Origin of the sequence: Gordonia sp. PDNC005 (assembly GCF_016919385.1) — a bacterium.
In the GTDB taxonomy this organism is placed as follows: domain Bacteria; phylum Actinomycetota; class Actinomycetes; order Mycobacteriales; family Mycobacteriaceae; genus Gordonia.
In genome coordinates, this window is sequence record NZ_CP070351.1 from 2,877,954 (window position 1) to 2,904,028 (window position 26,075).

The following is a 26,075-nucleotide window of genomic DNA, read 5'->3' on the forward strand; positions in this document are numbered from 1 at the left end:
GGTCAGAAGAAGAACGCCTCCCCAGTGCGGGGCTTAGATCGTTTGCCGGACTCTTGAAACTTGGCGCGCGCCATGTCAGCGAGCAGCAGTGCTGCCCAGCCGTCGACCTTGCGTGCCGACTCGCGGTGCTCCTTGCCGAAGCTGAGACCGAAGCTGTTCAGGCGGCGGCGGGCGTTCAGGACGTGCGTCCGAAGTAGGCGATCCAGCGGGGTGCCGGAAGCGACCTTCACCCGCTCATCGAGGACCGATGCGAGCAACGACTCGTTAGCCAGCGTCAGATCGCGTTTCCCACCGCGCATGTCCCAGCCAATCGCCGACCGCGTCGACGCTTTGACTGCGAGCTGGTCGCGGTAGTCGATCGACCAGGCGTCGATGTAGGACTCCCACAGCGCGACGTCGGCGAAGAATGCGACGACGTCGTACTGCTCGAGCGTGTTCCGGACGACGCCGTCAACCTCGGTGCGGTCGACCTCCCAGTCGCGGCCAGCCGGGCCGTCGGGTGCCTGCCAGATGCCGATCGGCTGAATCAGACGGTCCTCGACGCGCATCGCGATCAGGGCGGTCGCGTCGTCGGTCTTGCCGCCGTCGAATCCGAGAACGATCGTGTCGCCCGGGGTCAGGCGGCGGCCTCCGAGATCGGCGAGGCGATCCCACTCGATCGGCGTCAGCAGCGCATCCGACGCCGCGACGACCTGGTTCAGGTAGAAGCGGCGCGACATCTCCACCGGCGTCGCCGGATCGAGGATTTCTTCGACCAGTCGGTCGATGTCGAGCCACACCGAGTCGCCCCGGGCGGCCACGAGCCCGGCGCGCAGCGACTCCCGATCCGCCATCTCCGTCGACGTCGGAGCCTCGGTCGCGTCGTAGTACAACGCCGCCGCCGACCGACCTGTCGAAATGGCCTGCCACGCGTCGTAGTCGAGTTCGGCGACTGAGCCTTCCCCGGGCACATGCGCGTTCTGGATCGCCAAGGCACGCGCGGCGCCGTCTCGGGACTTGCCGAGGTTGCGGGTGACCACGCGCGCCATCTCGATGCCCTGATTCGCATCGATCCAGTGCTGAGTCTCATTCATCAGGCAGAACGAAGGCCGGCCACCCTCAAGGGCTCGCGGCGACGACGTCACCGCTTCGATTCGGCCAGTCCCGCGGACGTACGTGATTTCCTTGCCCAGGTCGACGTTGAACTCGGCGACCGCGTCCTTCGACAGCATCGGGCCGAGGAGCGTCATCGTGTTGCGGGTCTGCTCACGCGAGACCGCCGCGACCTGGATCCACGGTGCCGGGTGCTGCGTCAGGACGCCGTTCACCAGCCTGCAGCGACCGAGCGCCTCGAACCAGATCAGCGCCACAGAGAACGGGTCCTTGCCCCAGCCCTTCATCCGGCGCAACACACCGCGGCGATTGACGAACCGATCCCGCTCGTCGACCTCGTACCAGCGCAGACCAATCCGCAGCTGCTCGCGTGTGAGGCGGAGTGGCTGCCCGGCATCCGGACCGTCCGGCTGCAGCAGCCAGTCAGTGCAGAACTGCGCGAACTCCCAGCCGATCACCGCGGCACGCCCCGTCGGAACCGTGTCCGTCCAGGTGCGGACCGCGGTCATTCGGCTGCGCGGCGGTACTCGTCCATGATCGCGACCTTCGCCGGATCAGCCTCCGGCTCACCGCCACGCTCGAGCTCGATCCGCGCGCGCCGCCGGTCCCCCTCGGTGACCAGCAGCCGCTCGAACGACGAATAGATTGTCTGCAGCGCTACCGCGGACCGCTTGTCCGAGTTCTTGTAGTGCGACAGGTCATCCATCAGCGAGTACGCGAACGCCCAGTCCGACGGCTCATAGAACTCCGCCTGTCCCGAGTCCTTGAGCGACTGCCACAGTCGCTTGGCGATCGGGTGCCACGACGACGCCATTCGCGGCACCGACACGCTGCGCGCGCCGGCCGTCGTGACGACCTCGACATCGGACTTGTTGCGGCGCCGACGTTGGTCGGAGCGTTTCGGGACGGGACCGGGCATGGCAGCTGACCTCCTGGATCAAGCTCAAGGGGCGCGGAAACGCCTCCAGGGCGTCCGCGAGGGTCGATCGAACTCGCAGGTCACAAGGACCCGCAACGGTTGGAACCCGTACACGGCCAGAGGTGCTATGCGTAGCGGCGTGGGTGTGGGGCGGGTCGGGGGTGTACCCCCACCCCTGTCAGGTGAGTCCGGGGTGGGGTTCGGGTTGGCGTGTGCGTTTGGCGGTGCGGATCGCTTGGCCTTCGGCTGCTTCGCGTCGGGTCTTGCGGTCGTGGCAGGTGTCGCAGAGCCATTGGGCGTTGTCGATGGTGTTGTTGCCGCCTCGTGCGGTGTTGCGGATGTGGTCGAGGCGGAGCGGGCAGTTGGTGGCTCCGCATTCGGCGCACTGTGCGGGGAGTTCGCGTTGGGCTTGGCGTCGGACTGCGGCTGGGAAGTCGGTGTGGCGTCGGCCGTCGCGGTTCCATCCGGTCATGTGGGGATCATGTCGATGTAGCCGCTGATGATCTCGTTGGCGGTGGTGACCAGTTCGACCCACAGGTCGATGGTGTCTCCGTCGTTGATGGTTCTGGCGACTGGGGTTGAGGTCGACGTGACGGGTGTCGATGTCGAGTTCACGATGGTCGCTACTTGGGTGCCGTTGACGCGGATGTAGGCGCGTGCCCATGCTCCTGATCGGTTCCAGGTGATGGAGCCGGTGAGTGTGACTGGCCCTGTTCCTGCGGCGATGATGGTGTCGGAGGAGATCACTGCGGGGTAGGTGGTGTCTGATGCGATTGGCATGCGGGCGCCTGCTTGCGGTGGGTTCCAGTTGGTTCCGGTCTTGACTGCCTTCTGTCGCTGCAGTCCGCGTGTGCGGGCTGCTCGGTACCGTGGGCCGATCACGCCATGTCTCCTGCTGCGATCCACTGGTCTGTGCCTCGCTTGCGGAGGGTGATGATCGACCACTGTGCGCGGGTCTTGGTCGTCCCTCCGGCTCCGGCTGTGGAGATGGTGACGCCTGCGCCTGCTGCGGCACTGACCTGCCCAGCTCCGATCTGCACGATCTCGAGGACGGTGCCGATGGGGAATGCGGTGGTGCTGTTGGGCGGGACCGTGACGGTGACTGCGGTGGCAGATGACACTTCGACTGCGCGCCCTTGGTCTCCGAGTACGAGGGTGTAGGTGGCTGTCACTGAGTTGACGGGGACGAGTTGTGCTGCGGTGAGTGCTGTCTGTGAGGCCCAGCGTGCGTCGCCTTGGCCGAGGGTGACGATGTCGTCGGGCGAGACTGCGTCGGGTCCGCGGTACGGGACGCCCATATCAGCTGCGTGCGGACCAGGTGTACTGGTTCGTGGTGGGTGCGGTCTTGAACGTGGCGACGACGGCGTTGGCACCGGACTTGGCGATCTCGACCATGACCTGCTTGCCGGTGGAGGCTTCCCAGATGGTGATCTGGGCGGAGTCGGTGCCGAGGTTGTGGGTGATCGTGGCGTTGGTCGAGCCTGCGGGGACGGTGCCGGATGCGGTCCGGGCGATGGTGGCGTCGACGGCGATGCCGGTGCCGTCGACAGTGATACCGCCGCTGGCCTTGGGGAGCACGGAGAGTGTGCTGCCGGTCTTGGTGAGGCCGTTGCCCGCGGTGATGATCTCGCCGGTGGATCCGGCGACCATGCGGGTCCAGGTCTGGTTGGTGGTGCCGACGGTGATCGCGGCGTCGGAGACGAGGCCCCAGAGGGTGTCGGCTTCGGTGGTGCCTTCGCGGACGGCGACGAGGGTGCCGGGTGCGAGTTCGCCGGTCTCGTCGGCGTCGGTGGTGCGTGACCATGCACCGGCTGCGGCGAGGTAGATGCCGTTGGCGGCGGCGCTGGTTTGTCCTGCGACGAGGATGCGGTCGCCTGCGACGACGGCGACACCGTCGATGGTCTGCGCGCCGGTGAGGGTGATGTTGGTCTTGGCGACGGCGCGGACGGCGTTCTTGATGGCGATGCCGGATGCGGCGGCGTTGGCGACTGCTGCGACGGCGTCGAGCTGTGCCTTGGTGACGGCGTCGGCGGCGCCGGTGCCGGTCGCGAGGTTGGTGATGCGCTGGGTGCCCATCGACACGGCGGCGGTGGGCGCGGCGAACTCGTCGAGGCGCGACGCGATGACGGCGGCGTGGAAGTCGCTGATCGTCGAGGACGACTGGCTTCCGGTGTGGTTCGTGCGGTCGAGAAGCGACGCCTTTGTGGTGCCTTCGAGGGACGTCAGATTCTGCGGCAGCTGCATCCACGCGGCGGACCGGCACACGTAGAAGCGGTCGTCTTGGGTGTTGTAGACGACGTAACCGTTCTGGGCTGCGGTCGCGGTGGGGAGGCCGTTGAGTCGGGGGACGCGGAAGTCCTGGATCTCGTTGCCGCGGAGGTCGATGTCGTTGACGAAGGGAATGGCCATGTCGGTGCTCCTCAGCTGATGATGGCGCGGCCGGTGGCCGGGTGCTTGTGGTCGACGGTGACGGTCCGCCCGTCCGCTGACGTGTTCCAGTCGGCCATGACGTTTTCGCCTGCGGGTGTCGTCGGGTAGATGACGCGGCAGGAGGTGATCTGGCGGCCGAGTGGGTTGTCGATGGTCCAGACGGCGGCGAGCTCGGTCTGGATGTGGGTGTGGTTGAACGCGCCTTCGAGGACGATCTCGGCGTCTTTGCCGGGCGGTCCTGGAACGGGCACGGCGACGAGCGGCGCTGGGTCCGGCAGCGTAGCGGTGGTGACGGCGGGGTGGCGTGGGAGGCCGGTGACGACGTGGTGGCCGTCGCCGAGGCAGATTGGGGCGCTCATACCCACACCACGGACCCTTTGGCCCACACGAAGGGGCCTCGGCCGTCGTCGTAGTCGAGGGTGAGGCGTGCTCGGGTGCGGTCAGCGATCGTGTCGACGGTGTTGCTGTCGATGTCCCAGCGAAGGTGGGCTCCGTCGACGACCGCGGTCCACGTCCACTCGTCTTCTCCGGACGTGAGGAGCAGGGTTGCGGTGGTGCCTGTGGGCCAGTCGACGGGGACGCCTGCGTCGCTTTCGAGGCGGATGGTGTCGATGAAGTCGTCGCCTCGGCAGAGGAGGACTTCGAGGGCTTCGCGTTGGTCGCCGAGGCGCAGGGTCATTGGTCGTCTCGCTGTGCGCTGCAGCCGTGGGGTCGGCAGTCGCCGTGGCGGCGGGTTTGGCAGGGGCGGCAGTAGCGTCCGAGGTCGCCGGAGTCGCCGGGCCAGTGTTCGGGGTGCACGAGGTGGTCGCAGTCAGCCACGGTGGTCCTCCTCGAGGGTGATGCGGATGGTCACGTCGATGCGTGCGCGCCGCAGGATGTCGGTGGTGACTTGGGTGGCGATGGGGCGGATGGCTTCGGTGATCTGGTCGGTGAGCCATGCGGTGATCGATGAGAGCACGGTGTCTCCGCTCGACGGGGGTTGGTTCCTGGGGCGCAGCTCTCCCCTCGCCTCGAAAGGTAGGAGTGGGTCGTGGGCGCCCGCTAAGACTCGGGCGGCGGCACGTGATGGTGCGCGGAGGCTTGGCGCGGCTACTCGCCGAATGGTTGCGCTTTGACGCCCCAGGAATGCCGAAAGGCGCGGAACCATCATGGTTCCCGCGCCTACGGCGTTCAGCCTATCACCGTCGGTGGTGCACACAAGGCAACTGTCGGTGTTTCATCCGGCCCGCTTCTCGCCCGCCGCGATAAGCGCGAGTGCCTCATCCAGCCGGTACCGCCCGCCGCCGTGGTCGGCGAGCCGTCCGCGGCGGATCCAGCTGTTGAGGGTCTCGCGTTTGATGGGCTTCTTCGCGAACATGACCAGCGCGGTCCGCAGTTCGGTCTTGGCGAACAGTCGCGCACCCATCGCGGCTTCGGTCGCCACACGTAGGGAGGGTAGGTCGATGTCCTCTTGGCAGGTGCCGCAGTGGAGGGTGTCGCTGCGGCGGTCGGGTCTGCAGTAGACGCCGGCGCACAGGCCCTTCTGCCCTGCGTCTCGTGGTGCTTGGCAGGGGCCGACGAACTCGCTCGGGGTTGGGCGGTCGATGACGCGCATGAGGCGCTTGTGTGAGTCGCTGATCTCGTCGTATGCGGCGACTGCGTCCTCGGTCTTGGCGAGGTCGATGAGGTGCCGGTCGAGCCACTTCGCCCACGGTGCTGTGCGTTGTTCGCCGGGCCACGGGACAGCGGAGTGCTGACAGATGTGGTCGGCCCAGGCGCGGAGTGTGCCGTGGATGTCGTGGGCGACGTCGCTGGCGTGGAGGTTGATGTCGAGGGGGCGGTCGTCGGAGCGGATGGGGCTGCGGTCGTGGGAGACGACGCGGCAGACGGCGTCGTCGAGTGCTTCGGCTGCCCATTCGTGGATGTCGCGAAGGCGTCCGCTGAGCGTCCGGATGAGGGGACGGTCGAGGTACAGGTGGTCGTCGTCGGTGGTCACTGCTGGCCTCCGGCTGCTGCGGTCAGCAGGGACACGATGATGTGCATGGACTGTACTTCGGTGAATCCGGCGTCGAGGTAGGCGACGAACAGTTCGTGCGTCTGGTGAGCACCTTCCTGCATAGCGGTGAACGGGTCAGCTGGCTGGTCGGTCATTTGGTGGCCTTTCGTGCTGCGCGGATCTGGGCTTGGAGGTCGGTTGCTTCGACGACGACCTGATGGAGGGCGTCGAGGAGTTCGTCGTAGGTCGGGTCGCCGGCGAGGAGTTCGCGGGCGTCCTGCACGGGGTCTGCGCTCATGCGATACCCGCGTGGATGGTGTTGACGGTGATCGCGGCGCCGGAGGGTTCTCCGAGTTCTGCGATCCGTTTGGTGGCGTGGAGGGCGACGACGTGGGAGTCGTCGGCGATCCAGACGCCGGTGATGGCGTCGAGGACTGCTCGGGCGAGTTTGTCGACGTCGGGCCGTTTCACCGCGGGCGGTGTCGACGCTCGTTTCGGTGTCCCCTGCGGGCGTGGCATGACGAATCCGATCGAGACGGAAACCGGGCCCGGCGGGAGGATTCCGCCGCGCCTACGGGCCGATGCAGCGATCTGCTGCCGCCACGGCCCGACGTACTTCGATGACTCGACGAGAATCACTCGGCCGGACTTCGTTCGGCCTTTCGGGGACTTCGAGCCCTGCGGTGCTGGGCGGCCGACGACGAACACGTGACGGTCAGGCATCTGCGGTCTCCGTTTTCCGTGAGGAGGCGCGGACGAACGCTGCGCGGACATCGGCGATGCCGGCTGCGTTGGTCGCGGCCTGTTCGGCGTTGTGGTTGCAGACGCGGCCGTTGGCGTACCCGGTCTCGATGTCGCACATCCCGCAGGCGCGCCGTTCCGCTACTGCGGCTACTGCGATCGCTTCCCGTTCGGCGGCTCGGCGTTCCCGTTCGACGTCGACCTGTGCGGCGTCCCACGCCTCTGCGGAGAGTCGCGCGTCGCGGCACGCACCGCACGGAGGAACCACAATTTCGTCGGCGTGAAGGGGGCATCGAGGAGAGGGCCGCCCGGCCTCGCCCGCGCGCGACGTAACGTCCCCACTCAAGGTGACCCCCTCTTGTTGTTCTGTAGTAGGAGCAGGAGCTGGAGTAGGGCCGGGGTTAGAGCGGGGGTTAGCGGTGTGGGTTAGGTTTTCGGTAACACCGGTGTTGGACGTGGGGTTAGCGGAGGGGTTAGCCCAACCGTTAGCCGAAGGGTTAGAGCGGGGGTTGTCCATGCCGTTCTGGTCGGGGTTACCGCCGGGGTTGAACACGGGCAGCGACCCCGGATCGACCGCCTTCTGATCGAGCATCGACGCGACAGCGTCCCGCGTCCACGACGACGAATCGGGATGCTTCACGCGGATCTTCGCGACCTCGTGAACGACTACGCCTCGCAGGGCCCGCGACGACATCGACGCTCGAGCGTTCGCCATCGACACGGCCATGTTCGGGATCCGCCAGAGGCCGTCGTGCTTGATCCACGACCGGAGGAGGTACTCGCCCGTCTGCTCGTCGACGAGGAGGAACAGACGCTGCGATAGGACTGCGGCGGCGGCCTCCACCATGTCGACGGTGAGGTCGTCGGCGAGGGTCGCGATCCGACCCGGATGCCAGGTCGCCGAGCCGCAGTAGCTGAGATCGGGCGACGTCCACAGTGCGAGATACAGGTGCTGCGCCATCCACGGCAGATCCAGCCAGTCGTCGTCTCCCCAGATCGACAGATTGACCCGGGAGTGGTCCTTACCGCTCACACCTTCACCTTTCGTCTCACGCCGGCGCACTCCGGCAGACCGAGGACCGCAGCCGCGACCGCAGCCTGGTAGTGCCGCTTCCGCCCGCACCCGAGCGGGCAGGGCCTCGCGACCGGGGCACGCCGCTTCTCCACCCACTTCGCGGCGTCATAGTGCTTCCGGCACTTTCCGCCTGCGCAGTACGGTCGGGCGCACCCGTCGACATCGCAGCCACGACCACCGGTCAGCACGATCAGCGGATCGCCGTGGCGCCGGAACCGGGCGTGGTGCTTCTGGCAGAACCCCGACCACACGACGTACACAGGTCGCCCGCACCCTGCGATCGAGCACGGGCCCCACGTCATGACGCCACGTCCATACCTGGCACCTGGATTGCGCCGGTCGACGAGCCGCCAGCACCGCAGAACAGGTCGGTAAGGGTCAGCATGGTTGGCCTTTCATGGCTGGTAGAACGCTGCGAACACAAGGACCGCGATCGCGAGCGTGGTGATGATTAGGTTGATGACGAGCGCCTCGACGTGCGTGCAGCGCTTCACGACGCCTGCTGCACGGGCGTCTGTGCGCGGTCGCAGTCCGGGTGGTGGCCGCCCATCGCGGCGACGTGCCACTCGCAGGACTGGCACCGGCGGTGCTGAGTCCGCTCGTGCGCGGTGAGGACCTTCGGCGGCAGGCTCACTCCGGGTCCGCTTCGTCATCGGGGTCGTCGTCCTGGCTGGTGAGTGACGCGAACAGGACGTCGAGATCCTCGGGTTTGATGAACACTTCGCGGGCCTTCGACCCGTCGGCCGGGCCGACGATCCCGAGGCCCTCCATCTCGTCGAGGAGCCGCCCGGCCTTGGCGAACCCGACGCGCAGCTTGCGCTGCAGCATCGACCCGGACGCGAACTGCGTCGCCACGACGAGTTCGATCGCCTCGAGCAACAGGGCGTCGACCGCCGGGCGGTCTGCCGATGTCGGGACGTCGATCGTCTCCTGCTCACCGTTCGGCGCCGGGGCCTCCTCGGCGATCGGCTTGATCCCCAGGCCCTTCATCAGCGACTTCGACCACTCCGCGACTGCCTCCTCCGAGTCCGGCTCCCCCGACGGTTCGACGTTCAGGTCGGTCGTCGGCAGGTCCGTGACCTCCTCGACCGCCGACGCGAAGATGAACCCGCGCCACTCCTCGCCGATCTGCGCAAGGTGACGGCCCTCCGAATGCAGGCGCCACAACTTGAGGTTGTCGCCGCGACGCTTCTCCACCGCCAGCAGTGCACGCATCGCAGCACCACCCCACGACGTCAGGCGCGTGTCCGGTACCGACACGCCGAGCCTGGTCACCGACGTGTTCCCGGTGTCCTCGAGTGCCTTCACGACTGCCTCGTACGGGAACAGTGCCGGGTCCAGACCGGTGAACGACAGCTCGGTACCGGCGTCGAACAGGGCCGGTGTCTCGCGGATCGTGACCTGCCGGTCCGCGGTGATCTCGACGTCGATCGTGTGGTCGGCGCCGTGCAGTTTCACGGCCGACGCGAACACGGCCTTCACTGCCTTCACGTCGTCGATCGACCACACAGTCGGATCGAGAGTCCCCTGGCCGAGGCACCACGTGTGGCCGCCGACCATCCCCGACGTCGACACACCCGTCATCAGGGTGGTGCGGCCCGGCTCATCCCGCCAGTACCCGACCCGGGTCCGCAGGTGCACGCACTCCAACGAACCGACGCCCGCAGTCGCGATCAGATCGGTCAGGATCGCGAGGAACGCCTTCGTCGACACGGTCGCCTTCATGCCTGGCCCTCCGATGCGTCCTTGGCCTGCTCGTCGCGCAGGAACGTGATCATCTGGGCGGCCTCATCGGCAGTGAGCTGCTCTGTCGTCGTGAGCAGCTCCGAGCGGCCCAACTGCCCGGACAGCCACGCCAGTGCTTCGGTCTTGCTGCCGAGCCCCGGCTCCTTGGACATCAGGTCGACGAGCTCAGTGCGCTGGGCCGACGACGCGAACATCAGGTCAGGAGCCGAGGCGGCGCCCGAGCCTTCGATGCCCAGAGCCTCCATCACGCCAGCGACACCGCGGGCCTTCTGCGCTCTCTTCACGATCGGCGGCCCCTGCTCGAGGTCGAGTTCCTCCTTCGAGTGCGCCAAACCCAGGAGCACGTCGGGTGCGAGGTTCCGTGCGACTTCGGCCTGCGCCTTGGCTCGCAACATCTCGATCGGCATCGACTCGTACAGCTTGTTCGACGTGAACCCCGCCGCCTGCGCGCGTTCGATCGTCCACGTCGAAGTGAACTCGACACCCGAGTCGCCGCGCTTACCCGCCCACGTCACCGACGTGGTCGTCGCCTCGACCTCGGCCATGTGGTGCCCGGCGCCGATGACCTGCGCGACCATCGTCCGCGCGAACATCGCGGGCTTGCCGCGGACGACGAACAAGTTCTGCAGTGACTGCGTCGCCGACAGTCCGACTTCGGATCCGTACATGATCGCTGCGGCGCAGTCGTCGGGCTTGTCCTTGAAGTGCGAAGGAACCATCGACGTCCCTGCGAGGGCCGACCCGAGCTGGTGCGCGGCCTGCAGTGCCTGCGCCTGCTTGAGGAGTCGGTCGATCGCGGCGTCGGACGGGTCCGCCGACGGCACGACAGTGTTATTAGTGTGCTGGAGGTCAGTGCTGGTCATGCTGCGTGCTCCTGAATCTGAGAAAGGTTCTTGGTTGCTGGGTAGAGCGCGATCGAGTGTTTGCCTGCTCGGCGGTCGGCGACCTTGACGTCGCCGACGACGGCGACGCGGGCACGGCCCATCGCGTCGAGGACCTTCGTTTTCGCGCCCCTCGCTGCGGCTTCGATCTCCTTGCGCCGCGCGTCGAGTTCGAGGTAGTCGACCGCGAGGCCCTCGTCGATCTCGATTTCGACGTCGTCGATGTCGGGGTGCAGTGCGCGGACAGTCTCGTAGCAGGTGATCGAGTCGTCGAGGTTCGGTGGCGTCCCCGCCCGCAACGACTCGACCCAAGCGGCGCACCTGGCGACGATCGCTGCAGCGACGGCCTCGTTGAACGGCACCTTGTAGATCCGGGGCATCCCGTACTGCGGCCACACGACGAGATCTGCGTCATCGTGCCACCCTGAGATCAGCTGCTGCGTAAGGACCTGAGCGGCGTAGTCAGCCGGGACCTCACCGGACCCGTCATCGCCGTACTCGTAGAGATCACGTGCAGTCTTGACCTCGACGACGCGCCGCGACCTGCCGCGGCTCGCACGCCGGTCGATCGTCGCCAGATGAGCGAACGGAAGCGACGGATTGCGGAGCTGCACCTCACCCCTCGAGAGACGCCACCCCGCGTGCTTCCACTTCCAGTACTCGGCGGCAGCAGCCTCGGCGGCGTGCCCGTAGTCGTAGTCGTCCTGCTGACGCTCCGACACCGGCGCCGGAGCGACACTGCCGGCCATCTCGTGCCACAGAGTGAACTGCGACTTGAACCGAGAGACGCCCAGGATCGCGGGAACCTTCGACGGCGTGATCAGCCGCAACCACTCCGGGCTGCCCGGCACGATGAACCCCGTCACGATCGGCCTACCTCGGTGAGAATGTGGCTGACGAGCGAGCGCGCCGTGAACTCATCGACGGCCGAACCCGTGTAGTCGACGACGAACTGCACGAGTTCGGCGCGGAGATGGTCGTCCTGCTCGGCGATCTCCACCTCCGTGGCGAACGCTTCGAGACCGGCGACAGACCACTGCGTACCGCTGCCGGTGCGGGTGTTCGCTTCGCGGAGGACGCTCGCGGCGAACCGCAGCTTCGACGGGAACGTGTCGTCGATGACGATGCCGCCGTCGACCAACTGCTCAAGAGCTGGTGTGGTCATTTGGTGTAGCCCTTTCGGCGTGATTCGGCGACCGGACCTGTCGGATTACAGGTCCGTGAGTGAGACATGAACGTGGTGCCAGCACGGGCGCGCGTGTGGGCGGCCTGCACGTTCGTGAGGAGCCGACCACGGAGACGGGACGCGTCGTCCCTGGTGACTTCCCACCGGCCGTCCGACGACGGACGCCAGTCGAGCGCGACCCACCGCTGTTTGAACCTGGCGAAGAAGATCGGGGCGCCGCACGTCCGGCACGGTTTCGACGTCGGCGTGGTCGCCGCTGTCACAGCGCACCCCGCTGCGGGCCGTCGACGAACTCGCCGTCGACGATCTCGACGTCGAGGTGGTCGTCGTCCGTGCCGAGCAAGTACAGGGTGGCGATGGAGGCCCCAGCGAGCCCACCGAGGATGAAGAAGAACAAGTGCATGAAAGGTTCCTTTCGGAAGGTCACGCGTCGGCAGTGCCGCGGCGTGGAGGCTGAGAAGACTGGGGCCGGCGGGCCGTGAGCAGTTCACGGATCCGCGCGAACTGCTCGGGGGTGACGGGCGGTGCGTTCATGGCGTCTTCGCGTGCGGCGGCGAGCGCTTCGGGGCTGAGCATCACGGCACCTCGGCCTCTATCCGTGGCTCCATGCCAACTCCAGTCGTCGGGCGAGCATCCCCGCCCGCCCGACCACCGGCATCTCCTACGCTCGAACTTCCACATTCAGAGCAAGGAGAAGAATCATCATGGAGCTGCGAAACGGTGTTTGGTCCAGCCAATCCCGAGGCGACGACATCCGCGCCATCAAGCGCGCCGCGAAGGAAATCGTCGATCGCACCAACGACGAGGAGATCGAACGACTTGCCCGGCGCATCCAAAGACTGGCGCGCGATGTTGAGAGCGATCTCTAGTACGTGTTTCGCGTAGCCGACCGCAGCAAGTGCAGCCGCACCATTCGTAAGCCGGTCGGCCGGGTCGATCCGCGTCAGATCAGCGAGAGCTTCCGCGTAATCACGGGCATCACTTAGGGCACGGTAGGTATGGTTCGTCATGCTTCTTCGCTTTCGTGAGTGCGGAGGCCACCAGCAGCAGGCGTGCTGTTCTTGGCGGAAGGTCCGCCTACTGCTGGTGCCGAATCAGAGCCCACGTTGCGGGCAGAAGGGATGATGTCGTGGCGGACGCCCTTGGATGGATCGGAGCGGTCGGCGGAACCGTAGGCGCGGTCACCGGCCTCGCGGGGATCTACTTCGGACAGATCGGCAAGAAGACTGGCGAGAAGGCCCAACGCACGGCGGAGACCGCGAACGAGACCGCTGCCGAGGCTGTACGCATCGCCCGCGAAGCGAACCGCATCGCAGTAGAGGCGAACGACCTCGCGAGCGATGCGAACACGATCAGTAAGGACGCGCTCGCCGTCGCTTCGGACCAGCTCGACTACGCCTGGGTCCTCAAGGTCGAGGATGACGGTTCGGCCATCGTGATCAACGACTGCGCCCACATAGCCGTGGGCGCCACCGTCGTCGTCGACGTGAATGGCGAAGTGCAAGCCACCAGGTGCGGCGAGAACGTAGCCGCGTTCAAACAGCTCAGTCTCGACGCAACACGCGCATTCGAGAAGCACATCGAGGAAGTCCGCGCTCACCCCTACCGGAATTCGATCAGCAGCCCGGGCGTCTTCATCACTGGAAGTGCTGGAGACATCATCACAACCACATTCCGGGCGACGATCACGTGGAGCACGGAGTCCGGCGTCGAGCGATCGTGCGTGGTCAAGAACGATGTGCGTCACCGCATGGAGTACGGCGGTACGCCGGTCCGACTGAAGCCCGAGCGGCAAGCCACCAGGCACTGACCCGCTCATGCCGACACCGCCTCAGTGACGAACCGGACCGGCGCCGTTCCACCCATCAACTCGTGGAGCTTGCCGATCCCCTTCGCCGTCACCCGGATCGTCGGAGCCGGAAGCTCGTACTCCCCCGTCTTCGAGTTCAGGAACGGCGTCGCCGGACGCTCCACCAGACGGCCCGTATCGACCGCAGTCTGGTACGCCTCCCAACCACCGCGGTAGGAGCGGACCCGGAAGATCCACTTCTGGTCCGCCATGAACGCGAACAGGCGGTCACGGCCTGTGGTGATCTCCGGATCACGCGAGAGGATCTTCGCCGCCTCCGCGACCGAGAAGTCACCCGACGCGTCAGCGAGGAGCTGCCACGACTTCGCGGGCGCTTCCAGTTCGGCGATCCGGTCGTCCTTCGCGGCGATGATCTGCTGCGCGGCCATGAGGCCGTGAGCCATCGCGAGTTCCGGCGTCGGCTCGGCGACGAACGATCCGGTGCGGCGGATCTCCGGGAGCACAGTCCCGGTGAGCCAGCGGCGGAATGCGACCGCCTCCGGCTTGTCGGAGCGGAGCACCACCTCATACATTCCGGACTCGTTGACGACCGTCATCTGCTGGGTGCCGCCGAGGGTGTCCACCGGGCGGACACCCTTCTGATCGTCGGCGAGCCGCGCCGACACGTTCCGCGGATTGGCGATCGCGACCGCGCTGCAAAGGTCTGCGAGAACGAAACCGACTTCACCGGTACCGAACGCGTCGGCGATCGCGCGGACTGTGGTCGCGTCGTCGTATCTGAACAGCGCGGGTGCGCTGCTACGCTGGTCTTGCACTTCTTCCTCCTTGAAGATCTGCTTCGCCCTCACCTGTTGCCTCAGGTGGGGGCTTTTTCTATGCGATGGCGTGCGTGTGTCCAACGTCCATCAGGACGTTAGACACCGAGGGCTGAACAGGCGCCTCGTGGGCGATGAAGAGTTTCTCCCAGGGCCGCTCGAGGCGCGCAGCGATCGAGATCGCCAGATCCTCGGTGATGTTCTTGAGCTGCCCGGTTTCGAGCTTGTAGATCGTGGTGTGAGTTCGGCGGACCAAGAATGCGAGCTCGCGTTGTGTGAGGCGCTTCTCTTTCCGCGCCCGCCTGAGATCGGCGGGATCTCGGACTTCCATCCAGCATTCCTTCTTTCGAGGTGGGGTGCGTCTTGCGGTTCTCATCTTCAACCTCCGGGTTCCGTTCTGTCAACTGTCACATTGGATGCTAGACACCTTGTTGCCAGCCTGTCAACCGTCAAACAATCCACGTGACGTGGGACGATTGAATCTGTAGTTTCCGAGTGGCGTTTCCGCAGGCTGGAACAACAATTGCAACAGAGGTGACGATCTAGTCGTGAACGAGACAACGCTCCAGGACCTCCTGCTGAAGGCGCGTGACGCTGGCATGAGCTATCGGGCGATGGAGGAGAAAGTCGAGCGGGCAGAACGACGCAACCCGCGCGGAATGAAGATCAGCCGCGCGACAGCGAACAACATCGTTCTTGGTCGCCAGCGCTCCCCCGTGACCGACGAAGTGATCCGGGCAGTCGCCTGCATCGCAGACGTCCCCGAGCATGTCGCGTTCACCGCCGCCGGCCGCCGCACGAACGGATCCCCGTTCGCCGACGAACTTCCTGCCGGTGTCGACGACCTCGACCCGCGTGAACGACGTGTCGCATTGGACTTGCTCCGTGTGCTCATCGCTCAGCGCCAGGAGCTGAACCAGCATGCCGCTGAACCTGCCGATGACACCGCCGATCCGCCGACGGCCCCGCGAGCACAGGGCACCGAAAACCAGAAGATCGTAATGGACCTCCCGCTGGACGTGGCGCGGCAACGAGTCGCAGGCCACCTGGCAACGCGATTCGACGTCAACACGCGCGATCTGATTACGGCTTTCGTCGCCTACGACCTTGCATCTACCACGCTCGCAGACCTCGCCGGAGCACCCGGAAGTGGACAGTTCCAACCGATGATGCTGTGGTCTATCGGACAGATCCGCCTCCCCGAGACGGAGCAGAAGAAACTGCTCAAGTTCTGGTCCAAACGTACGAACCTGCAGCATCTGGACCCAGTAAGCTCCGAGATCTTCGCCAGCGCGCTGGCCGGAAACGTCCCCGCCGAGGTCCCCCACCTGAGCCCCGCCGACCGGTTCGAGATCCAGACCGCAGAAGGGATCCTTCAACGGCGGCTTCGACCGGAACCGCCAGCCAATCTCGAGTTGATCGCAACGGCTGGACAACGTCTGCGGCGCCCGGATTCAACCGCGGCTGATGCCGCCCGCGTGGCAATCAGCCTGCACGACCAGTTCGGGGTCGACCCAGTCCTCGCCTTCGAGTACGTCGTCGAATCATTCGACGGAACGACGCTCGACCATATGCTCGACAAACCGGACTCGACTTTCAACCGGTACGTCGGATGGAAACTCGGGTACCTCACACCCGTGTCAGAGGAGGAACGTCAGCAGTTCGAATCCGCTGACGCAGAGAAGGACTTCCAACGGGACCAAGTCCTTCTGCAGGGCCTCACGGACGGTGGGATTGCCGGTGCGCGCGCGACCTCGGACGACTGGCCCCTCTGGGATCCGAACAAAAAGACCCCGTACAAAAGCGGCATCGACTGGACGAACCGGACGCTCACTCTGTCGTCAATCGCTGGGCACTACACCGTCGGTGACTTGCTCGACGAAGTCGCAGGCATGTCCGACCAGGAGTTGGCGGAGGTGGCGCGACCCGGCACATGGATCGACGCCTACCTTGCGGACGTCAGGCCCGAGCTAATCAACCGCGATTACAACGTGTCCAACCCCGGCGTCGACCCGGCGCTGTGGGACAAGTTCATCGACAGCGTCGCTGAGTACGACGAGTCGGTTCGACGATGGAACATTGCCAATGCCGCTGCCGGCGACGTTCACGCCGGCGTTATCCGGATGCTCACGAACGTCGTGATCGTCTCAGACCGTCTCAACAGGGTCATCGACTACGCTCAGGAACTCGAGCCAGTTGGGGCCCTAGTCGGTTGGTTCGAGCCCCACTTCGGAGCGGCATGGGAGGCGATCGCATCCTTTGACCATCCAGACCTCGACGTCGATCGAGCTTTCATCGACGCAGCATTGCGAAGTGTGCGCAGCACGGAGGAGCGGCTATTCGGGATCCGTTCTGTTCTCACTGCAGCCGCTGATCTAGTCGCGGCCACCGACGCGATCCATGCATACGACCACGAAGTCTGGGCCAGCGGAACAGTCGACTACGTCAAGTACGCGGACCTGTCCGAGCACGTCATAGCAGCGGCGCTCCCCACAATCGCCGACCAGCACGGTCGCGGGCTCGCCAACGACGTCGTCGACCGCCTGCAATCATCCCTCGACGTGCTAAACGGAGCAGACGACGTCGACCCGCGGGTTGCGAAAACCATCGCAAGGCTTGAGAAAGTCATCGAGGTCGCAAAGGAAGCGGCAGCCGGACTCGACTCAACTGACGTCCAAGGCGACTACGCGCTGGTCGCCCGTACCCGCGATCCGCGGTTCCAGCCGCAGGACCCCGACGCATACCGGACTCCGGACCTACCGCCGGACGACGACGGCCCCGAGTTCGGTGCCTGACGACTCCCTCCCCATCCAGCAAGGAGCCCTTCCTTTATGGCAAACAGCTATGGCTATCGCCTGTACAAGTTCGAGATCTACAAGGGGAACGCCCGAAAGCCGCACCCCATGTACATCGAGAATGACAAAGGCGTCGACTGGTGGTACCGCGAGCACCTTGAAGTTGCTGCGCAGCCCTTCGTCGACCGGGCGGTTCACGGGATGCCGCCGCTTCTCAACGGTAATGACCGGAGTCAGGACCTTGACGAGGTTCCAGTCTTCCAACTCGTGTCTGTGGCACTGCGGGGAACCAACCTGTACGGCACAATCCGCCACGGCCGCCCCGGCGGGTACGATCTCGCACTCCCGAAGCCATCACTGGGCGGCGAGGCCACCCCAATCGACATCAGCGATCATTCCCCAACCCGGGAGTACCGATTTGTGGTCTACTTCCCGACCGTTGGCGATGAGGCTGTCCTCGCCGTCGAGGCAGTGTCAGGAGCCTGCCCCGTCCGCTACCTGACGAACTGGGCTCGCCGATGGTCGCAGCTCCACGGCGAGGACCATCCGGTCGACGGTGCGTCTGGGCCGTGGTTTAAGCCGACAGCCCACGCACTCGGGGACCCTCGCCAAATGACCCAGTTCATCGAGAAGAGCACACTTCTCGAGGTCGTCCTCGTGGCAGGCGGCCGGGGGAGGTCACGACTGCGTCGAGACGAAGCTTTCCGCGTGACGAGCACACTGGACGTCCAGGGGAAAGAGTCCGCACTGCGGAAGCTTGAAGGGGCGATCGTGGCAAAGAAGTCAGATGAGGAGATGGCTGCCGAACTCGCGGCGATGCTCGGCCGAGAGGTCGCAGATATCGACCTCGACGACGGATGGATTGTCCTAGACACGGAGTACGGTAGACAGCAGGTCAGCCCCAGTCGCATCCCCGACGTGTTCACCTACCCGATTGCTGAACAACGACCGAGTGACCCTACATTCCACCGTGAGATTGCGGCGAAGGCTGCCACCCTCGCCAGTCACCAGCTGAATAGCACATTCGACTTCACCAACACCGACGAATAGAAAGGCCGGGCCGATGACAGACCGATTCAACCTGAGGCCCCTGTTCGCCGGTCACTGGAAGACGCTCTCGATCGATCAACATGACGAAGAGGAGTCAACCAAACCGGATTGGCTGGCCCGGATCGGTCTACTTCTGCCTGCAGTGACTGTCGGCCTAGTGATGTGGTGCAACGAGGGACGCTTAGCGAACCCCGGAGCCATCCTCGCTGGTGCATCGCTCATGTCCGGAACACTTCTCGCGGTGTTTGCTCAGATAGCGAGCCTCCGCTTGAAGCTAGCTGATCGATTTGAGCGCGGATACAAAGGGGCAGACGCAGACAAAGACGCCCTCGACGAGAGTGTCTCCCACATCCTGTTCGCAGCACTGCTCACGTTCGTGTCCGCCGCCGTCATCACTATCGCGCTATCGATGGCGCCACCGGAGAGCAGGGCGATCACGGGGTTCCCTGCAGCTCTGGCGGGAGCATTGCTGAGCTACGTCCTGCTTCTGATCCTGATGCTGCTCCCGCGACTGCTGTATGCCTACAACAGAGTGAACAAGGTTCGAAGTCAACTCAACGGCTTCTACAAGGAATAACACTCACTTGTCAGACCTGCCCGATATGGTCCGGGCGCATGAAGCTCTGGCACCCGTGGCGGTGGCTCCGTGATCACCATGCCGACGTAGACGTCACGTACACTCCGCTCTGCCACGGTCGGATGGCCGAACTCGACGGCGCCAGGATCCGCTTGGAGTCCAGACTCACACAGGCGGAGCGGCGGTGCAGCCTCACCCACGAGCTTGTCCACATCGAACGCCGAGGCCGTGAACACCCGGACCCCGACGTCGAGGAACAGATCGTCGAACTCGAGTCAGCGCGACGACTGATCACCGTCGACCAACTCGCCGACGCATTCCGATGGCTCCGCTCCCCTGACCTCGCGGATCTCGCCGAACACCTATGGGTGGACGAGCCGACCGCGCAGTGCCGCATGGACCACCTCGATCCACTCGAAGTTGCACAGATCGAGGCCGCATGCGACGGCGACTGGTCGTGGATCCGCCCCGACGTCGCGCGCGGTGCTTGACCGGTCTTCAGCCAACGATGATGCGCTATGAGGTTTGCGCAGGCCGCCAATCGGCACTTCGGCGACGGCGCGATCGAGGTAATGGCGCATCGTCAGGACTAGTGCCGTGCCACCAGATCTGAACCGTGTCCGGATCGAAGTGCTTGCCGCGGACGTTCTTGAACAGTCGAACCTCAGCGAGGGCGTCGATGATCGCGCGCCGCATCATCAGCCCGCTGTCGAGATACGCCTGCCCAGGGTCCGGCGCCGACAGGGCCGCCGACAGGGCGGCCGTCGACTTCGTGCCACCGATCCGAGACTCCACCTCCGCGAGCTGAGCACGGAGACGCTCGACCTTCGCGCGGTGCAGGCGGCCGTCGATCTCGTCTGCCATGTACTCCTCGTCCACGGCCGCGATCCGACCGCGTAGCCGCGTCGACTCCGCGACCAACGGAGCTGAGTCAGGCGCGGCGTCGGCTAGGAGATCGATCGCGTCGTCGCGACGAAGCCGGGCGGCGATCACCACGTTCACGTACTCATCAATGACCGTACGGAGACGCGAGACATGCCCAGTGCACTGATACGAGCGGCCGGACTTCGACGCGACCCGGTAACCGCACTCCCCGCAGATATAGAGACCGCTCCCCTGGTAGCGCCGTGCGACCGGCACAGAGCGTGCCCGACGCTCCGGAGCGTTGATGATGGCGGACGCTCGGTCGAAGTCGACGCCGTCGATCAGCGGCTCCCATTGCGCCTCCACGCCGTCGAGGACTTCACCGTTCAGCGACACCCTCGCCGCATACAGCGGGTTCACCAGGATCGACCGGACCGACGCCGGGTGCCACGCCTTCGCGCCGCGGGTCGGCACACCGTCACGGTCGAGGCGGCGCGCGATGCCCGTTACCGTCTCCCCCGCTATGAACTCCCGGAAGATGCGGCGGACGACGTCCGCCTCCTCCGGAAGGATGTCACCGCCCTGCGTGTAGCCCGTCGGGCGCGGACCTTTCCGCCGCCACATCCCAGCGTTCGCACGTTGAATCTCCGCGCGCTTCTGCCGCGCTGACTTCCGTTCGATCTCACCGCGGGCGACGGCCGCCTTGATGCGCGCGTACATGCGCCCGCCGTCGGTTGTGAGGTCCGCTTCACCGTTCGATGTGACGATCGCCAGTCCTCGTGTCTCGGCGCGGTCGATCCAGTCTTCGAGCTGTCGCGGCTGTCGGGTGAGGCGGTCGAGGTCCCAGCAGACGAGCGCGTCGAACAGTCCGGCGTCGTAGGCGGCGAGTAGCCCGTCGTATCCTGGCCGGCGCACGGTGGAGTCGGACGCGGTGACGGAGTTGTCGGACCAGACACCTGCGACGTCCCAACCTCGTGCGGCGATGATCGCTCGGGCGTCCTCTTCCTGACGCTTCACGCCGAGGCTGTGGCCTGCAGCGTCTAGGCTGATTCGGGTGTAGATCGCGGCGCGGGTTGTCACCGTCGGAGCATAGCTGTTTGTGTTGCTACATGGGAATGTCGAACAGTTCCATGCGCGGTGTCCTCGATCTCGCGGACGCGATCGTGCTGGTCAGCTCGCCCGCGTTGGACGGGGCTCGCAGCGCAGGCGCCACCCTCGATTGGCTGCACGGGCACGGCTACGGGCACCTGATTCCGCGCTGTGTCGTCGTGTTGAGCTCGGCGCGACCCGGGTCGTCGTCGATCGACATCGGCAATCTCATGCAGCACTTCTTGACGCGGTGTCGGGCTGTGCACGCCGTCGCGTACGACGATCACCTCGCCGAGGGCGCCGACGTCGATCTCGACCTTCTCGGCAAGGCGGCGAAGCGGTCGTTCGTGGAACTCGCGGCGACGATCGCCGACGACTTCGGCGGGACGACCCTCCGACGACGACCGCCGTTCGAGGGCTGACCCGGGATCGGATCAGGCGGCGGAGCGGTCGTCCACCTCGGTCGAGGCGACGGGGACAACCTGCTCGAATCCGGGGCGCGCCCGTCCGACGAACGACTTGAACCACGAGGCGACGGCGGCCGCCTGGTTGCGGAATCCCACCAGGTAATACAGGTGGACGCCGAGCCAGGTGATCCAGCCGAGGGCGCCCGTCAGAGTGACTCCGAACGGCGCGTCGACAACTGCGTTGTGCCTGTTGACAACGGCCATGCTGCCCTTGTCGAGATACACGAACTCGGCGCCCGCCGGCTTCTTGCCGCGGATCACGTCGGCGACGAACCGGCCCTGCTGCATGGCGACCGGGCTCTGACCCGGGTACCCCTTGAGGCTTGTCATGTCGCCGATCGCGAACACGTCCGCGCGATCACCCACGGTCAGGTCGTTGTTGACGAGGAGTCGTCCGGCCCGGTCGGTCGCGCACCCGGTCGCCTCGGCGATCACCTTCGCCAAGCCTGTCGCTTGAACACCCGCCGACCAGACGACGGTCCGCGACTCCAGGACGCGCTCGTCGTCGCCGTTGCGTAGCGTCACCCGGCCGTCGCTTATGTCGGTGACGACAGTCCCGGTGAGGACTTCGACACCGGACTTCTCGAGGGTCCGGCGAGCGAATGTCGACAGTTTCCCGCCGTACACCGGAAGGACGTCGTCGGCCCCTTCTACGAGGTACACCTTCGCGGGCACGTCGGTGAAGTGTCTGGTGCTCAACTCACGGATCTGACCCGCGATCTCAACACCGGTCGCACCGGCGCCGACCACCACGTAGGTGTGTGCGTCGACATCGCCTACGGGCTGCGCGAAGCATTCCAACAGGTGAGCGCGCAGGCTGACGGCGTCGTCGAGGGTCTTGAGCGAGAAAGTCCGGTCCGCCCATTCATCGTGCCCGAAGTAGCCCTGGGCCACTCCCGCGGCCGCGACCAGGCTGCGGTAGCGGATCTGCTCGACTCCGGTGTCGGTGCGATAGGTGATCACCTTGTTCTCGGCGTCGACGTCGGTCACATGTCCGCGGACCACCGAGACGCTCTGGCGACTCGCGAGGACATCTGCAATGCTCGGGGCGATCTCCTCCGATTCGAGGACTCCGGTGGCGACCTGGTACAGAAGCGGCTGAAAGAGGTGCTCGTCGGTCGCCGAGATCAGCACGGTCTCGATCTTCGACTTCGCGAGCCGCTTGGCGGCGGCGAGTCCGCCGAATCCGGAACCGATGACAACGACGTCCGTGGTGCGCATTTCCCTCACTCCTGAGCAGATGAACCTTCTACAACCAGAGTGCTAGAACCCTCACACATCAACAAGCTCGTCGAACAGGCGATACCTTCTGGTTTCAATCTGCTTTGTTCATACAATGGCGGAATGGAGTTTCGACAGCTCGAGTACGTGGCCGCCGTCGCGGAGACCGGCGGCTTCTCCCGCGCCGCCCAGCGGTGTTTCGTTTCTCAGTCCGCGATCAGCCACCAGGTCGCCGCCTTGGAACGTGAACTCGGAGCCGAACTCTTCGACCGCAGTCAGCGTCGTGTCCGACTCACTGAGGCGGGCGAGACCCTTCTGCCGTTCGCCCGCGATCTCCTGGCGATGCGTGACGCGGCGATCGCGGCAACTGCACCGCGTCCCGAACGGGTTCGGATCGCGGCCAACATGTCGTTCGCCCGTTCGGCCCTCGCCGCGGTCTCCGCAGTCCGCGAACAGCATCCGGAGGCGGAGATCGACTTCCTGATCAAGCCGTTCACACAGCGCATCGACGCCGTCGCGTCAGGCGAGGCCGATCTCGCATTGATCCGCGGAACCGTCGACCGTGACAATCTGTACCTGGATCCACTGTGGGTGGACCAGCCCGTGATCGCGTTCAACTCCCGCCACCCGCTAGCCGCAGGCGGCCAGGCGCCCAGCCCCAACGATCTCGCGGCATACCCGTTGCTGCTGCCACCGCCGGACCGCCAGGTGCTCCTGCACCGCCTCGTCCAGCAGGCCTTCACTCGTGCGGACGCGGAGATCCAGTTCGGTCCCGAGATCCGTGAGGGCCACTCGGTGGCGTTCGAACTCGTCAATCGCCCCGAGGCGTGGACGGTGCTGTACGAGGACCCGCTGCAACCGGGCATCTCCTGCAGGCGCAGCCTGAGTTTCACGCTGCCCGTGTCCGCGGTCCTTCGTGTGGACGCGAAGCCGAACGCCCTGGTCGCCGAGCTCCTCACCGAGCTGTCGGGAGGATTCCGTCGAACCTGATCGGCACAGAACCTCCCGCCCATCGGACTCAAGTAGTTGACCTGCGTCACACTCGCCGCTAATTTCGTTTCGAGATAGAACGTAATTAACCGACGGGAGTCGACCGTGTCTGACCTCACCACGACCGCCGATCTGCTCCGCGCACGCCGGGACGACGACGCACGCGCGCTCTTGTTCGCCGACTCCGAGTGGACCTGGTCGCAGTTCGTCGTGGAATGCGAACGGCGCGCCGCGGCGATGCGGTCGGTGCACCACGACCTGCCCACCGGCGCCCCCTGGCACATCGGTGTGCTCATGGACAACAGCCCCGAGTACTTGTTTCTGATCGGCGGCGCCGCTCTGGCGGGCGCCACAATCGTCGGCGTCAATCCCACTCGGAGGGGAGCCGAACTCGTCGGCGACGTCGAACGCACCGACTGCGCACTCGTGATCGTCGGCCCGTCGCAGACCGATGTGGCGGCCGACCTCGACGGCCACGTCCGCCTGGTGGCCACCGACTCGCACGAGTACCGACGGCTGCTCGACGTCGAACCCGATGTCACGTCCGAGGGCCCGGCGAACCACACGCTCCTGCTGCTGTTCACCTCGGGATCGACGGGCGCCCCGAAAGCCGTCCGATGCAGTTCTGCGCGGCTCGCCGCCATCGGCATGTTGAACGTGCACGGCATTCGCCGAGACGACGTCGCCTACAACGCCATGCCGCTGTTCCACGGCAACGCCGTGATGAGCGCATGGGCGCCCATCCTCGGAGTCGGCGGGACATACGCACTTCGAGACAAGTTCTCGGCCTCCGGCTTCCTCCCGGACGTGCTGCGGTTCGGAGCCACGTTCTTCAACTACGTCGGACGCTCACTCGCCTACATCCTCGCGCAGCCCGAGCGTGCCGAGGAACGCACCACAGACCTTCGATTCGGGTGGGGAACGGAGGCCTCCGCACGCGACCGCGAAGAGTTCGAACGACGGTTCGGCGTTCCCGTCACCGAGTCGTACGGATCGTCGGAAGGCGTGTGCGTGATCGTCCGTGACGCGTCGACCCCTCGCGGCGCGCTCGGCGTTCCGAACCCGATGCTCGGGATGACGATCCTCAGTGACGCAGGTGAGGAATGTCCCGAGGCCGTCGTCACCGCCGACGGCACACTGGTCAACGGCGCGGAGGCCATCGGAGAGATCGTCGCCCGCGGCGGAGGCGACCGCTTCGAGGGCTACTACAACAACTCCGAAGCGACTGCGGAGAAGATCCGCGACGGGGACTACTGGTCCGGCGACCTCGCCTACCGGACACCCGACGGCGTCTATTGGTTCGCCGGTCGAACAAACGACTGGATACGTGTCGATTCGGAGAACTTCTCCACCGCACCGCTGGAGCGCATCATCGCCCGCTTCGACGGGGTGCGCGGCGTCAGCGCCTACGCCGTGCCCGACCCGCAGACCGGCGACCGAGTGATGGCCGCTCTGGAGACGGACGACACGTTCGATCCGATCGCATTCGCCGCCTTCCTCGACGCCCAACCAGACATGGGCCCCAAGTGGACGCCGCACCTCCTCCGACTGACTGAGCGGTTCCCGTTGACCGGCACCCGGAAGATCGACAAGTCCTCACTCCGCCGGGACGGATGGCGCACACCCGACCGTGTGCTCGTCCGGGACGGCGACCGGTACGTGCCGCTCGACGCAGACGCGGCGACTGCTCTCGAGGCCGCATTCGCCGAACACGATCGCACCCATCTGATTCCGAACTGACAGCACCTCCCCCACAGCCCAACGAGAGTAGGACAAACCCCGATGTCGAAGATCACCATCAATCAAGAAGCACTGTGCGACGTCATCCGCGCACGCATCGAGCGGACCTCGAATCCGCGACACCGCACGATGCTCGAGAGGATGCTCGAGCATGCGCACTACGAGCATCAAGGCCATCTCGACGGCCTGATGGGAACTCTCGGCCCCACGACGAACTACCACTTCTGGAATATGGAAGGAGATGTCGGCCCCAAGGGACTCGACGGTGTCCGTGTGTACTATTCGCACCTCGTCGAAGCGAACGCCCACATCCTCGAGTTCGACTGTGACCGCATGCTGGTCGACGACGACTGCATCGTCATCGAGGGCTGGCTGACCATGATCTCACCCGGTGCCTATGTCGCAGAGAACCCGAATGCGGCGGCGTTCGCCGACGTCACCAAGAATTACCTGGTCAAGATGCGGAATGTGATCTTCTGGCCGTTCGACGAGAACCTCTACATCGTGGGGGAGGACTCGTACACGGGTGGGCCGATGGAATTCCGCGAGCTCGCGGACGACGAGCTTCCCGACGCGTTCCGCGCGCTGATCGCCTGAGACAGGCGATCAGCC

34 protein-coding genes and 2 pseudogenes are annotated in these 26,075 nt (G+C 65.6%); 9 read left to right on the forward strand and 27 right to left on the reverse strand.

All coding sequences use genetic code 11. From position 1 onward, the window contains the following. Positions 1-2: 2 nt before the first annotated feature. The 23 genes and pseudogenes from JVX90_RS13780 to JVX90_RS13890 all read right to left on the reverse strand — a co-directional run bounded on the left by JVX90_RS13780 (position 3) and on the right by JVX90_RS13890 (position 13,055). Complete coding sequence (locus tag JVX90_RS13780) at positions 3-1,601, reverse strand: hypothetical protein (RefSeq protein WP_205329307.1); 1,599 nt, start codon at positions 1,599-1,601, stop codon at positions 3-5. After that, on the reverse strand, positions 1,598-2,011 hold the full coding sequence (locus tag JVX90_RS13785) for a hypothetical protein (protein WP_205329308.1): 414 nt from the start codon (positions 2,009-2,011) through the stop codon (positions 1,598-1,600). Before JVX90_RS13785 ends, JVX90_RS13780 begins: the two co-directional genes overlap by 4 nt. A 178-nt stretch (positions 2,012-2,189) precedes the next feature. Then, positions 2,190-2,483, reverse strand: coding sequence for an HNH endonuclease (locus tag JVX90_RS13790; protein ID WP_205329309.1), 294 nt, complete (start codon positions 2,481-2,483; stop codon positions 2,190-2,192). Further along, positions 2,480-2,893, reverse strand: coding sequence for a hypothetical protein (locus tag JVX90_RS13795; protein WP_205329310.1), 414 nt, complete (start codon positions 2,891-2,893; stop codon positions 2,480-2,482). Before JVX90_RS13795 ends, JVX90_RS13790 begins: the two co-directional genes overlap by 4 nt. Beyond that, on the reverse strand, positions 2,890-3,309 hold the full coding sequence (locus JVX90_RS13800) for a hypothetical protein (protein ID WP_205329311.1): 420 nt from the start codon (positions 3,307-3,309) through the stop codon (positions 2,890-2,892). The genes JVX90_RS13795 and JVX90_RS13800 overlap by 4 nt, the downstream gene beginning before the upstream one ends. 1 nt (position 3,310) lies before the next feature. After that, complete coding sequence (locus JVX90_RS13805; protein WP_205329312.1) at positions 3,311-4,420, reverse strand: hypothetical protein; 1,110 nt, start codon at positions 4,418-4,420, stop codon at positions 3,311-3,313. Between the two features lie 11 nt (positions 4,421-4,431). Beyond that, positions 4,432-4,800 (reverse strand): hypothetical protein, encoded by a 369-nt coding sequence (locus JVX90_RS13810; RefSeq protein ID WP_205329313.1) that lies wholly within the window; start codon positions 4,798-4,800, stop codon positions 4,432-4,434. Next, complete coding sequence (locus JVX90_RS13815) at positions 4,797-5,120, reverse strand: hypothetical protein (RefSeq protein ID WP_205329314.1); 324 nt, start codon at positions 5,118-5,120, stop codon at positions 4,797-4,799. Before JVX90_RS13815 ends, JVX90_RS13810 begins: the two co-directional genes overlap by 4 nt. A gap of 132 nt (positions 5,121-5,252) precedes the next feature. Continuing rightward, positions 5,253-5,399 (reverse strand): hypothetical protein, encoded by a 147-nt coding sequence (locus JVX90_RS13820; RefSeq protein WP_205329315.1) that lies wholly within the window; start codon positions 5,397-5,399, stop codon positions 5,253-5,255. Between the two features lie 258 nt (positions 5,400-5,657). Continuing rightward, positions 5,658-6,416 (reverse strand): hypothetical protein, encoded by a 759-nt coding sequence (locus JVX90_RS13825; RefSeq protein ID WP_205329316.1) that lies wholly within the window; start codon positions 6,414-6,416, stop codon positions 5,658-5,660. Continuing rightward, positions 6,413-6,571 carry a hypothetical protein gene (locus tag JVX90_RS13830; protein ID WP_205329317.1) on the reverse strand — a complete coding sequence of 53 codons (159 nt, stop codon included), beginning with the start codon at positions 6,569-6,571 and terminating at the stop codon, positions 6,413-6,415. Before JVX90_RS13830 ends, JVX90_RS13825 begins: the two co-directional genes overlap by 4 nt. Then, entirely contained in the window at positions 6,568-6,714 is a 147-nt protein-coding gene (locus tag JVX90_RS13835; RefSeq protein ID WP_205329318.1) for a hypothetical protein, read from the reverse strand. Before JVX90_RS13835 ends, JVX90_RS13830 begins: the two co-directional genes overlap by 4 nt. Further along, positions 6,711-7,139: a RusA family crossover junction endodeoxyribonuclease gene (locus JVX90_RS13840; RefSeq protein ID WP_205329319.1), complete on the reverse strand. Its 429-nt coding sequence runs from the start codon at positions 7,137-7,139 to the stop codon at positions 6,711-6,713. The genes JVX90_RS13835 and JVX90_RS13840 overlap by 4 nt, the downstream gene beginning before the upstream one ends. After that, positions 7,132-8,190, reverse strand: coding sequence for a hypothetical protein (locus JVX90_RS13845; protein WP_205329320.1), 1,059 nt, complete (start codon positions 8,188-8,190; stop codon positions 7,132-7,134). Before JVX90_RS13845 ends, JVX90_RS13840 begins: the two co-directional genes overlap by 8 nt. Next, the gene (locus JVX90_RS13850; protein WP_205329321.1) at positions 8,187-8,534 is read right to left on the reverse strand and encodes a hypothetical protein; all 348 of its coding nucleotides are present in this window, start codon (positions 8,532-8,534) and stop codon (positions 8,187-8,189) included. Before JVX90_RS13850 ends, JVX90_RS13845 begins: the two co-directional genes overlap by 4 nt. A 188-nt stretch (positions 8,535-8,722) precedes the next feature. Further along, entirely contained in the window at positions 8,723-8,866 is a 144-nt protein-coding gene (locus JVX90_RS13855) for a hypothetical protein (protein WP_205329322.1), read from the reverse strand. Then, a pseudogene (locus tag JVX90_RS20600) lies at positions 8,863-9,111 on the reverse strand (DNA translocase FtsK); the annotation flags it as partial. The pseudogene JVX90_RS20600 and the gene JVX90_RS13855, both read right to left, overlap by 4 nt. An 842-nt stretch (positions 9,112-9,953) precedes the next feature. After that, entirely contained in the window at positions 9,954-10,841 is an 888-nt protein-coding gene (locus JVX90_RS13865) for a hypothetical protein (RefSeq protein WP_205329324.1), read from the reverse strand. After that, a complete protein-coding gene (locus JVX90_RS13870; RefSeq protein ID WP_205329325.1) occupies positions 10,838-11,725 on the reverse strand; it encodes a YqaJ viral recombinase family protein in 888 nt (295 codons plus the stop codon). The genes JVX90_RS13865 and JVX90_RS13870 overlap by 4 nt, the downstream gene beginning before the upstream one ends. Then, entirely contained in the window at positions 11,722-12,024 is a 303-nt protein-coding gene (locus JVX90_RS13875; protein WP_205329326.1) for a hypothetical protein, read from the reverse strand. Before JVX90_RS13875 ends, JVX90_RS13870 begins: the two co-directional genes overlap by 4 nt. A gap of 280 nt (positions 12,025-12,304) precedes the next feature. Continuing rightward, positions 12,305-12,448, reverse strand: coding sequence for a hypothetical protein (locus tag JVX90_RS13880; RefSeq protein ID WP_205329327.1), 144 nt, complete (start codon positions 12,446-12,448; stop codon positions 12,305-12,307). Between the two features lie 20 nt (positions 12,449-12,468). Further along, positions 12,469-12,621, reverse strand: a complete 153-nt coding sequence (locus tag JVX90_RS13885) for a hypothetical protein (RefSeq protein WP_205329328.1) — start codon at positions 12,619-12,621, stop codon at positions 12,469-12,471. After that, on the reverse strand, positions 12,621-13,055 hold the full coding sequence (locus tag JVX90_RS13890) for a hypothetical protein (protein ID WP_205329329.1): 435 nt from the start codon (positions 13,053-13,055) through the stop codon (positions 12,621-12,623). Before JVX90_RS13890 ends, JVX90_RS13885 begins: the two co-directional genes overlap by 1 nt. A gap of 119 nt (positions 13,056-13,174) precedes the next feature. Here JVX90_RS13890 and JVX90_RS13895 point away from each other — a divergent pair, with 119 nt between their 5' ends. Next, positions 13,175-13,855 carry a hypothetical protein gene (locus JVX90_RS13895; protein WP_205329330.1) on the forward strand — a complete coding sequence of 227 codons (681 nt, stop codon included), beginning with the start codon at positions 13,175-13,177 and terminating at the stop codon, positions 13,853-13,855. Positions 13,856-13,860: 5 nt separating this feature from the next. On the opposite strand, the gene JVX90_RS13900 is transcribed toward JVX90_RS13895, so the two are convergent. Together JVX90_RS13900 and JVX90_RS13905 are read right to left on the reverse strand one after the other, a co-directional pair. After that, positions 13,861-14,670, reverse strand: a complete 810-nt coding sequence (locus tag JVX90_RS13900; protein WP_205329331.1) for a phage antirepressor KilAC domain-containing protein — start codon at positions 14,668-14,670, stop codon at positions 13,861-13,863. A 58-nt stretch (positions 14,671-14,728) separates the two neighbouring features. Continuing rightward, on the reverse strand, positions 14,729-15,001 hold the full coding sequence (locus JVX90_RS13905) for a helix-turn-helix transcriptional regulator (protein WP_205329332.1): 273 nt from the start codon (positions 14,999-15,001) through the stop codon (positions 14,729-14,731). Positions 15,002-15,218: 217 nt separating this feature from the next. Here JVX90_RS13905 and JVX90_RS13910 point away from each other — a divergent pair, with 217 nt between their 5' ends. The 4 genes from JVX90_RS13910 to JVX90_RS13925 are packed head-to-tail and all read left to right on the forward strand — an operon-like array spanning position 15,219 to position 19,583. After that, on the forward strand, positions 15,219-17,465 hold the full coding sequence (locus tag JVX90_RS13910; RefSeq protein ID WP_205329333.1) for a hypothetical protein: 2,247 nt from the start codon (positions 15,219-15,221) through the stop codon (positions 17,463-17,465). Positions 17,466-17,501: 36 nt separating this feature from the next. Next, a complete protein-coding gene (locus tag JVX90_RS13915; protein ID WP_205329334.1) occupies positions 17,502-18,515 on the forward strand; it encodes a hypothetical protein in 1,014 nt (337 codons plus the stop codon). 13 nt (positions 18,516-18,528) lie between these two features. Next, on the forward strand, positions 18,529-19,092 hold the full coding sequence (locus tag JVX90_RS13920) for a hypothetical protein (RefSeq protein ID WP_205329335.1): 564 nt from the start codon (positions 18,529-18,531) through the stop codon (positions 19,090-19,092). A gap of 38 nt (positions 19,093-19,130) precedes the next feature. Further along, positions 19,131-19,583 (forward strand): hypothetical protein, encoded by a 453-nt coding sequence (locus tag JVX90_RS13925; RefSeq protein WP_240193906.1) that lies wholly within the window; start codon positions 19,131-19,133, stop codon positions 19,581-19,583. A gap of 25 nt (positions 19,584-19,608) precedes the next feature. Here JVX90_RS13925 and JVX90_RS13930 read toward each other — a convergent pair whose 3' ends face one another. Continuing rightward, positions 19,609-21,036, reverse strand: coding sequence for a recombinase family protein (locus JVX90_RS13930; protein ID WP_205329336.1), 1,428 nt, complete (start codon positions 21,034-21,036; stop codon positions 19,609-19,611). A 32-nt stretch (positions 21,037-21,068) separates the two neighbouring features. Between JVX90_RS13930 and JVX90_RS13935 the strand changes: the two are divergent. After that, positions 21,069-21,467 (forward strand): annotated as a pseudogene (locus JVX90_RS13935) (MinD/ParA family protein); the annotation flags it as partial. A 12-nt stretch (positions 21,468-21,479) separates the two neighbouring features. On the opposite strand, the gene JVX90_RS13940 reads toward JVX90_RS13935, so the two are convergent. Beyond that, entirely contained in the window at positions 21,480-22,733 is a 1,254-nt protein-coding gene (locus tag JVX90_RS13940) for an NAD(P)/FAD-dependent oxidoreductase (protein ID WP_205329337.1), read from the reverse strand. A 123-nt stretch (positions 22,734-22,856) separates the two neighbouring features. On the opposite strand from JVX90_RS13940, the gene JVX90_RS13945 reads away from it, so the two are divergent. The 3 genes from JVX90_RS13945 (at position 22,857) to JVX90_RS13955 (ending at position 26,060) form a co-directional block, all read left to right on the forward strand. Beyond that, positions 22,857-23,723 carry a LysR family transcriptional regulator gene (locus JVX90_RS13945; RefSeq protein WP_205329338.1) on the forward strand — a complete coding sequence of 289 codons (867 nt, stop codon included), beginning with the start codon at positions 22,857-22,859 and terminating at the stop codon, positions 23,721-23,723. A 105-nt stretch (positions 23,724-23,828) separates the two neighbouring features. Next, positions 23,829-25,463, forward strand: coding sequence for an AMP-binding protein (locus JVX90_RS13950; RefSeq protein WP_205329339.1), 1,635 nt, complete (start codon positions 23,829-23,831; stop codon positions 25,461-25,463). 42 nt (positions 25,464-25,505) lie between these two features. Next, positions 25,506-26,060 carry a hypothetical protein gene (locus JVX90_RS13955; RefSeq protein WP_205329340.1) on the forward strand — a complete coding sequence of 185 codons (555 nt, stop codon included), beginning with the start codon at positions 25,506-25,508 and terminating at the stop codon, positions 26,058-26,060. The last annotated feature ends 15 nt before the right edge of the window (positions 26,061-26,075 follow it).